The organism is Hymenobacter agri (assembly GCF_054778495.1).
In genome coordinates, this window is the sequence record NZ_BAAGZM010000125.1 from 1 (window position 1) to 9,161 (window position 9,161).

Consider the following 9,161-nt stretch of genomic DNA (forward strand, 5'->3'; position numbering starts at 1 on the left):
CCGCTGGTCGATGCCTTCGTGGCCGACGGCGCGCCGGTGCTGGTAGTGGGCAGCTCCTGGAACGAGGACCTGCCCGTGCTGCGCCCGCTGCTGGAACGCTACGGCGCGGAGCTGCGCGTGCTCATCGCCCCGCACGAAGTAACCGAAGCTAACCTGCGCCAGGTGGAAGCCCTGCTGCCCGGCCCGGTGCAGCGCTATTCGCTGGCCGAAGCGGCCACCGTGGCGCAAGCGCGGGTATTGCTATTCGATAACGTGGGTTTGTTGAGCCAGCTCTACCGCTTCGGCGAATACGCTTACGTGGGCGGCGCGTTTGGCAAGGGCTTGCACAACACGCTGGAAGCGGCGGCTTTCGGCCTGCCGCTGTTCTTCGGGCCGACTTACGGCAAGTTTCAGGAAGCCGTGGAGATGGTGGAAATGAAAGGCGCGTTCCCGGTGCAAAACGGGGCCGAGCTGCTCGCCGCCTTTGCTTTTTTGTGGAATGACGACGCGGCCCGCCTGCGCTTGCAAGACACCATTCTCGACTACGTGCACGACCAGGCCGGGGCCACGCGCACCATCATGGCCGCCCTGCGCACTCTTACCCCCGCTCCCGATGCAAACCGCTGATTCCTACCTCCCCGACGGCCCCACCGGCCTGTTGCACGGCACCGTGGTGAAATCCACGGGCTCGTGGTACGTGGTGCGCGGCCGCGAAACCGGCGAGCTATATCGCTGCCGCCTGCGCGGCAAGTTCAAAATAAAGGGCCTGAAAGCCAGCAACCCGCTGGCCGTGGGCGACCACGTCGAGTTCAGCATCGAGGCCCAGACCGAGGGCGCGGGCGTGATTTCGCACATCGAAAAGCGCCGCAACTACATCGTGCGCAAGTCGGTGCACAAAACCGGCCACGTGCACATCGTAGCGGCCAACATCGACCAAGCCATGCTAGTGGTTACGCTGGTGTCGCCGGCCACCTCGTTCGGGTTTATCGACCGATTTCTGGTTACGGCCGAAGCCTACCACATTCCCGTTACGCTGCTCTTCAACAAGACGGATTTGTACGACGAAGAAGGTTTCGATTACCAGGCCGAAATCGCGGGCATGTACGCCAGCCTGGGCTACCCCAGCCGCACCTGCGCCGCCACCACGGGCGAGGGCGTGGCTGAAATCGACCAACTGCTCGACGGCAAAGTGAGCCTGCTGGCCGGCCACTCCGGCGTGGGCAAAAGCACGCTCATCAACGCCCTCGTGCCCGACCTCGACCTGAAGACCGCCGAAATCAGCGAGTTCTCCGACAAAGGCGTGCACACCACCACCTTCGCCGAAATGCTGGAGGTGCGTCCCGGCACCTTCATCATCGACACGCCCGGCATCAAAGAGCTGGGCCTCGTGGACCTGCCGCCCGCCGAGCTGGCCGGCTACTTCCCCGAGTTCCGCGCCCTGCTGGGCCAGTGCCGCTACCACAACTGCCAGCATACCCACGAGCCCGGCTGCGCCGTGCGCGAAGCCGTTGACCAGGGCCGCATCGCCCTCCCCCGCTACGACAGCTACCTCAGCATGCTGGCCGGCGAAGACAACCGACATTAAACACCTTTGGCTTAACGAAGAATGAGGAATTGGGAATGAAGAATTAAGGACGTACCCTAATTCTTCATTCCCAATTCCTCATTCTTCATTAAGCGAAGCGCCCTACTTCGCCAGCGGCAGCACTACGCCGTCGATAACGTGGGTTACGCCGTTGCTCGAAATCACGTCGGCGATTTGCACGGTGGCGGGGGCATCTTTGCCGTTGCTCACCATCACTTTGCCGTCTTTCACCGCGATGTGCAGCTTTTCGCCGTTCACGGTGGTCAGCTCCTGGCCGTCTTTCAGGTCGGCGGCCACGAGGCGGCCGGGAATGACGTGGTAGGTGAGCACGCCTTTCAGCTTTTCCTTGCTGGCAGGGTCCATCAGGCCGGCTACGGCGCCTTTGGGCAGCTTGTCGAAGGCGGCGTTGGTGGGGGCGAATACGGTGAAGGGGCCCGCGCCTTTCAGCGTTTCCACGAGGCCGGCCTGCTTCACGGCGGCCACCAGCGTGCTCACGCTTTTAGCGTTCATGGCGTTGTCTACGATGTCTTTATCGGCCGTCATAGCCACGCCATCTACCATCACGCCTTCGGGCTTGGCCATGCGGGCCGAGTCGCCGGACACGGCCGCGATGGAATCGGCGGGGTTCACGGTGCTGGTGGTTTCGGTTTCCGTTTTAGTGGTTTCGGTGTTGCAGCTGGCCAGTACGAGGGTGGTGGCGAGGGCGGCCAGCAGCGGGGCAAAAGACTTTTTCATGAAATGGGTTGGTGTAAAAGAAGCGGTATTAATAGGTGTCGAAAAGAGAGAAACGGGGCAAGCGAAAAATAGTTAGCGCCGTAAGTGCATCTATGGCTGCGCGCTTACCAAGCCGCCAACGGCTCCGGATGTTTCGCCCGCTTCCTGTTTCCTACCTTCGCCCACCCAAAGCAGCCCCGCTGCCTGGAAATCCGTATTACCCCGCTAACAAACCCAACCCCATGAAAACTGCCGAAATCCACACCAAAAAGGGTGTGATGAAAGTTGAGTTCTACGAGCAGGACGCTCCGAACACCGTGAAAAACTTCACCGACCTAGCCAAAAAAGGCTACTACGACGGCCTGAAATTCCACCGCGTCATCCCGAATTTCGTGATTCAGGGCGGCTGCCCCAACACCCGCGAGGGCGCCAAGGGCATGCCCGGCACCGGCGGCCCCGGCTACAAAATCGACTGCGAAACCAGCGGTAACAACCAGTACCACGAGCGCGGCGCCCTGAGCATGGCCCACGCCGGCAAAAACACCGGCGGCTCGCAGTTCTTCATCGTGCACGACCGCCAGAACACCGCCCACCTTGACCGCGTGCACACCGTATTCGGCAAAGTGGTAGAAGGCCTGGACGTTATCGACCAGATTCGCCCCAACGACGAAATCGAAAAGATTGTCGTGACGGAGGCATAAGTATTTCGCCTGCGGAAAAAGCAGAACGTCATACTGAGCTTGCCGAAGCATCTCTACCGCGCAACTATTTAATTTTAGTGTCGCGGTAGAGATGCTTCGGCAAGCTCAGCATGACGTTCTTTTTTACCCAGAAAGCTCCTCTCCTATTTCTTCCCTTCCGGCGCCGGATTCTCAATTTCCTGCACCAGCTGCCCGTACCAGTCCTCGCCGTATTTGCGAATCAGCGGCTCCTTCAGGAATTGGTAGATGCGCACGCCCAGCTTCTCGCCGAACGAGCAGGCCGGGTTGCAGATGCCCCACCGGTCATAATTCAGCGCATCGAACCCCTCGTACTTTGTGATGCGAATGGGATAGAGGTGGCAGCTAATGGGCTTCTTGAACGTAGTCGCGCCGGCGAGGTACGCTTCCTCGATGCCGCATTTTAGAATGCCGCGCTCGTCGTAAAGGGCGTAGGCGCATTCGCGGTCGTTGATGGTGGTAGTGCTGTAGTCGCCCTCCCAATCCTTGATGTACAGGCCCTGCGCCTCAATGGCGGCCACGCCGGCCTCGGTGAGGAAGGGCTTGATGTTGGCGTACTCCTGCTCCAGAATTTTCAGCTCGGGCTCTTCGAGCGGGGCGCCGAGGTCGCCCTCCACGCAGCAGGCGCCCTTGCAGGCGTCGAGGTTGCAGACAAAAAAATGGTCGGCGATGTCGTCGGAAATGACCGTTTCCTGAATAATAATCATTCACAAAGATAACCCCGGCAGCGTAGGCCTGAAATGATGGCCAGGCCCTGCCCAGGCTTCCGTATCTTTGTAGACCCGCCCAAAAGGCGGCTTATTCGCACATGGCACTAGATTATCTTTCCCTTCTGAATCCGTCGCAGGGTGCCGCGGTGATGCAAACCGATGGCCCGTGCATGATTATCGCCGGCGCCGGCTCGGGCAAAACCCGGGTGCTTACCTACCGCATCGCCCACCTGCTCGAAAAGGGCGTCGACCCGTTCAACATCCTCGCCCTCACCTTCACCAACAAGGCCGCCAAGGAGATGCGCGCCCGCGTGGAAAAAGTGGTGGGCCCCGCCGCCCGCAGCCTCTGGATGGGCACTTTCCACTCGGTTTTCGCCAAAATTCTGCGTTCCGAGGCCGACAAGATTGGCTTCCCGCGCAGCTTCACCATCTACGACACGCAGGACTCGAAAACCCTGATTGGCCAGATTGTGAAGGAGCTGGAGCTCGACGACAAGCTCTACAAGCCCAGTCTGGTGCTCGGCCGCATCTCGGCCGCCAAGAACAAGCTGATTTCGCATAACCAATACCTCAACGACCCGGCCATTAAGGCCGACGATGAGGCGGCCCTGCGCCCCAAAATCGGGGTTATCTACCAGCAGTATTTCCAGCGCTGCCTCAAGGCTGGCGCCATGGATTTCGACGACCTGCTGTTCAACACCAATGTGCTGTTCCGCGACCACGTGGACGTGCTGAACAAGTACCAGAATATGTTCCGGTTTGTAATGGTGGACGAGTACCAGGACACGAACTATTCGCAGTACCTGATTACGCGCAAGCTGGCAGCCAAAGAGCGGAATATCTGCGTAGTGGGCGACGATGCGCAGAGTATTTACGCCTTCCGCGGCGCGGATATTTCGAATATTCTGAATTTCGAAAAAGATTACCCGGAATTGCAGGTATTTAAACTGGAGCAGAATTATCGCTCCACGAAAAACATCGTGTGGGCCGCTAATTCGGTTATTAAAAATAACCAGGCGCAGTTGCGCAAAGACGTATTTTCGGAAAACGAGGACGGCCCGCTGATTGAGGTGCTGAAAGCGGCTTCCGACAACGAGGAGGGGAAATTAATCGCCAATTCCATCTTCGAGGACAAGATGAACGGGCATTTGTCGTATGACAATTTCGCCATTCTCTACCGCACCAACGCGCAAAGCCGTGCGATGGAAGAATCGTTGCGGAAATTAAATATCAAATACAAAATTGTTGGCGGCCTGAGCTTTTATCAGCGCAAGGAAATCAAGGATTTGGTGGCTTATCTGCGCCTCACCGTCAACCAGAACGATGAGCAGGCCATTCGCCGGGTAATTAATTACCCCAAGCGTGGAATTGGCGATACGACCATCAGCAAATTGATTACGACGGCCGATGAGGCCAACCACACGCTCTGGGAAGTAGTGGCCAACGCCGACCAGTTCCTGCCGGCCCGCGTGAGCAACCCGGTGGTGGGCTTTGCCGAAAAAATCAAGAGCTACGTGGTGGTGGCCGAGAAGGAGGACGCATTTGAGGCGACCAAATTCATCGCCAAAAACTCGGGCATGCTGGAGGAGCTTTATGCCGATAAGAGCATCGAGGGCCTCTCGCGCTATGAGAACATTCAGGAACTGCTCAACGGCATCAAGGAATACGTCGACGACCCCGAGCGCGAAGACAAAAGCCTCGGTGCTTTCCTACAGGACATTGCCTTGGTGACGGACTCCGACCTGAAGGACGCCGCCCAAGAAGGCGAGGCCGTAACGCTGATGACCATTCACTCGGCCAAGGGTCTGGAATTCCGCAACGTGTACATCGTGGGTATGGAGGAAAACCTCTTCCCGAGCCAGATGATGATTACCTCGCGGGCCGACCTGGAGGAAGAGCGCCGCCTCTTCTACGTGGCCATCACGCGGGCCGAGAAGAAGCTGACGCTGAGCTACGCCACCTCGCGCTACCAGTGGGGCAACCTGCGCAGTTGCGAGAAAAGCCGCTTCCTCGATGAGATTGACCCGCAGTACGTCAATTTCAAATTTGCCGCCGGTCCAGGTGCGAGCGAGCCGGGCCCGTTCCAGCACGTGTTCGAGCGTCGCTCGAATCTGGTGGCCACCCCACCGCGCAAGGTGCAGGCTACCAAGTACGTGGCTCCGGCCGACTTCACGCCCTCCGACACCTCGAAGCTGCAAACCGGCCAGCGCGTGGAGCACGCCAAGTTCGGTTTCGGCACCGTGAGCGCGCTGGAGAGCCAGCAGGGCACCACCAAAGCCACCATTCAGTTCGAGGAAGTGGGCGAGAAAGTGCTGCTGCTGAGCTTCGCTAAGCTGCGCGTGCACTAACCGGGCAGTTGGCCGAAGTAGAGACGCAATATTTTGCGTCTCCCCGTTGAACGGAATCATCAGGCGATGCCTGCGCCGGTCGTTCAACGGGGAGACGCATAATATTGCGTCTCTACTTCAATGCACGTATACCCGACCCCGCCGCCCGCCGTATCTTTGGCCGGAGTGCCGCCCCGGGCGGCCTCCCCCCTGCTTTTTATGACCGATATTAATTCCCTGCCCTTCCACCTGCAGCTGCTGGTGCGCGAATACGGGCACAGCACCTACCAGCTCATTCAGGGCCTCAAGGACATTGAGGACGTGGCCGAGCGCACTAAGCGTGCCACCGCCATCGTGCAGCTGATGCTGCGCCTGCAGCCGGCCCTGCGCGACCTACCCGAAATCCAGACCCGCCTCTGGAACCACCTTCACGCCATGGCAGGCGAAGACGTGGCCCTCGAAGCCCCCGTGGCCCTGCGCAGCCTCACGGTGCGCACCGAGAAGCCCGCTCGCGTGCCTTACCCCCGCACTGCCCCCAAGCTGCGTGCCTACGGCGCCGCCGTGGAAGCCCTCATAGCCAAAGCCATTACCCTGGAAGACCCCGCCGAGCGCGAGCAAGCCACTATCCAGATTGGCCGCACCATGAAGTTCCTCTACCGCCAGCACAACAAGGAAAACGCCAAGGATGTAACCATTTTGCGGCACATGAGCGAGCTGTCGGGTGGCCAGCTCCGCCTCGACCCAGCCGTGGTCGACAGCGAAAACTTGTTTGAGATGCCCGGCGTACCGGCCGGCAGCAAGCCCTTCATCGTGCCCCAGCCCCAGCAGCGAGACCGCCGCGACCGGGAGCGCGACGGCCGTGACCGGGGCAACGGCTTCGGCGGCAAAAACGGCAAGAAGCGCAAAAAAGGCCGCAGCCAGGAGCCACAGCAGCCTCCGCAGTAATTTTATTTTTTACCCACTGTCATCCTCATCTGGCGTCCGCGCAGCGAAGGCACCTTACCACACGAGAACAACTTGTTCATTGGTGATAAGGTCCTTCGCTGCGCGGACGCCAGATGAGGATGACAGATTTTACTCTCTAAGTATATGGCTGCATTCGAAGTACGCGGCGGCAAAGCCCTGCGCGGGGAAATCACGCCCCAGGGCGCTAAAAACGAAGCCCTCCAGATTCTCTGCGCAGTATTGCTGACCGCGGAGCCTGTTACCATCAGCAACATCCCCGACATCCGCGACGTGAACAAGCTCATCGAGCTGCTGCGCGACATGGGCGTGAAAGTGGGCAAGCTGGCCTCTGATACTTACGTTTTCCAAGCCGAAAACGTGAACCTCGACTACATGGACACGCCCGAGTTCGTGGCCCAGGCCGGCGCGCTGCGCGGCTCGGTAATGATACTCGGCCCCATGCTCGGACGCTACGGCCGCTGCCAGCTGCCCAAGCCTGGCGGCGATAAAATCGGCCGCCGGCCCATGGATACGCACTTTCTGGGCCTCGAAAAGCTGGGCGGCAAGCTCACGCTCGAAGGCACCGATTTCTACCGCATCAAGGTCGACGGCAAGCTCACCGGCACCCACATGCTGCTCGATGAGGCCTCGGTAACCGGCACCGCCAACATTCTGATGGCCGCCGTGCTCGCCGAGGGCACCACCACCATCTACAACGCGGCCTGCGAGCCTTACCTGCAGCAGCTCTGCCGCATGCTGGTGCGCATGGGCGCCAACATTCAAGGCATTGGCTCGAACCTGCTCATCATTGTGGGCGTGGAGAAGCTGGGGGGCACCGAGCACCGCATGCTGCCCGACATGATTGAGATTGGCTCCTTCATCGGCCTCGCGGCCATGACGGGCTCCGAAATCACCATCAAAGACTGCCAGATTCCGGAGCTGGGCCTCATCCCCGACACCTTCCGCAAGCTGGGCATTCAGATGGAATTCCGCGGCGACGACATTCACATTCCGGCCCAGGAACACTACGAAATTGCCACCTACCTCGACGGCTCCATCCTGACGGTGAGCGACCATACTTGGCCCGGCTTCACGCCCGATTTGCTGAGCATTGTGCTCGTGGTGGCCTGCCAAGCCAAGGGCACGGTGCTCATTCACCAGAAGATGTTCGAGTCGCGCCTGTTCTTCGTCGATAAGCTCATCGACATGGGCGCGCAGGTTATCCTCTGCGACCCGCACCGCGCCACCGTCATCGGCCTCGACCAGCGCACCCGCCTGCGCGGCATCACCATGACCTCGCCCGACATTCGGGCCGGCGTGGCGCTGCTCATCGCCGCCCTGAGCGCCGAAGGCACCAGTACCATCCTCAACGTGGAGCAGATTGACCGCGGCTACCAGAACATCGACTCGCGCCTGCAAGCCTTGGGCGCCGACATCAAGCGCGTGTAATTTTTGCTGGGGCCTGAAAAGGCCGCTTGCAGTACGCTGAGCGCATTTTTAGCTGCCCGACCTTCGCTGGTCGGGCGGCTTTTTGTATGCCGTTGGGTTACCGAAACAGGGAAACCGGATAAAGCTTCAGCTGCGCCGCTGAGTCTTTTTTCATTCAGCTTTCCCTCCCCTTTTCCGATGAAATACCTGATAATTCCCGTCCTGCTCGGACTGGGGCTGGCCGGGTGCAGCCAAGCCAAAACCGACGAAGCCGTGGCCGAAGTGCCGCCCACCGCCCAGGTGCAGCGCGCTTCGGAAGCAGCTGCCACGCCTTCCACTACCACCTTCCCCACGGTGGTTACCCCTGAAACGCAGCCTGCCGAGGCCGTAGCCACGGCCCCCACCCAGCCCGGCCATTCGGTGGCCTACCAGGCCGAGTTGCGCATGGCCGTGGATGATTTCGACAAAGCCACCGACCGCGTGAACCAGCTGCTGGCGCGCCACGGGGCTTACCTCGGCTCGGCACACGAAACCCGGGCCGACGGCCAGCGCCGCCAGGAAATGACACTGCAGGTACCGCCGCAACAATTCGTGCCGCTGGTGTCGGCCCTGGGCAAGCTGGGCCACATCGAAGCAAAAGACATTGCCGCCGCCGACATCACGGCCGATGCCCTAGCCACCGCCTCCCGCCTCAATGAGCAGCAAGCGGCCGAAGCGCAAACGCGCCAGCAGTTGGCCCGGGCCGGCACACCCG

Annotated in this window: 9 protein-coding genes; 7 read left to right on the top strand and 2 right to left on the bottom strand. The window is 60.2% G+C overall.

Annotation, left to right across the window (positions count from 1 at the left end):
- Window positions 1-606: 3-deoxy-D-manno-octulosonic acid transferase (locus ACYVDE_RS08740; protein WP_460501107.1), on the top strand; the 606-nt coding region annotated here is incomplete at its 5' end.
- Entirely contained in the window at window positions 593-1,564 is a 972-nt protein-coding gene (gene rsgA, locus ACYVDE_RS08745) for a ribosome small subunit-dependent GTPase A (RefSeq protein ID WP_460501108.1), read from the top strand. The genes ACYVDE_RS08740 and rsgA, both read left to right, overlap by 14 nt.
- Before the next feature lie 102 nt (window positions 1,565-1,666).
- On the opposite strand, the gene ACYVDE_RS08750 is transcribed toward rsgA, so the two are convergent.
- Window positions 1,667-2,299, bottom strand: coding sequence for a fasciclin domain-containing protein (locus ACYVDE_RS08750; protein WP_460501109.1), 633 nt, complete (start codon window positions 2,297-2,299; stop codon window positions 1,667-1,669).
- Window positions 2,300-2,520: 221 nt separating this feature from the next.
- Between ACYVDE_RS08750 and ACYVDE_RS08755 the strand changes: the two genes are divergently transcribed.
- Entirely contained in the window at window positions 2,521-2,979 is a 459-nt protein-coding gene (locus tag ACYVDE_RS08755; RefSeq protein ID WP_460501110.1) for a peptidylprolyl isomerase, read from the top strand.
- A gap of 143 nt (window positions 2,980-3,122) precedes the next feature.
- Here ACYVDE_RS08755 and ACYVDE_RS08760 read toward each other — a convergent pair whose 3' ends face one another.
- A complete protein-coding gene (locus tag ACYVDE_RS08760) occupies window positions 3,123-3,704 on the bottom strand; it encodes a DUF3109 family protein (RefSeq protein WP_460501111.1) in 582 nt (193 codons plus the stop codon).
- 101 nt (window positions 3,705-3,805) lie between these two features.
- On the opposite strand from ACYVDE_RS08760, the gene ACYVDE_RS08765 reads away from it, so the two are divergent.
- From ACYVDE_RS08765 to ACYVDE_RS08780, 4 genes are all read left to right on the top strand, one after another.
- Window positions 3,806-6,055 carry an ATP-dependent helicase gene (locus ACYVDE_RS08765; RefSeq protein WP_460501112.1) on the top strand — a complete coding sequence of 750 codons (2,250 nt, stop codon included), beginning with the start codon at window positions 3,806-3,808 and terminating at the stop codon, window positions 6,053-6,055.
- A gap of 198 nt (window positions 6,056-6,253) precedes the next feature.
- A complete protein-coding gene (locus ACYVDE_RS08770; RefSeq protein WP_460501113.1) occupies window positions 6,254-6,979 on the top strand; it encodes a DUF4290 domain-containing protein in 726 nt (241 codons plus the stop codon).
- Between the two features lie 144 nt (window positions 6,980-7,123).
- Window positions 7,124-8,428 (top strand): UDP-N-acetylglucosamine 1-carboxyvinyltransferase, encoded by a 1,305-nt coding sequence (murA, locus tag ACYVDE_RS08775; RefSeq protein WP_460501114.1) that lies wholly within the window; start codon window positions 7,124-7,126, stop codon window positions 8,426-8,428.
- Between the two features lie 177 nt (window positions 8,429-8,605).
- Window positions 8,606-9,161 (top strand): DUF4349 domain-containing protein (locus ACYVDE_RS08780; RefSeq protein WP_460501115.1); only part of this gene is annotated, 556 nt, incomplete at its 3' end.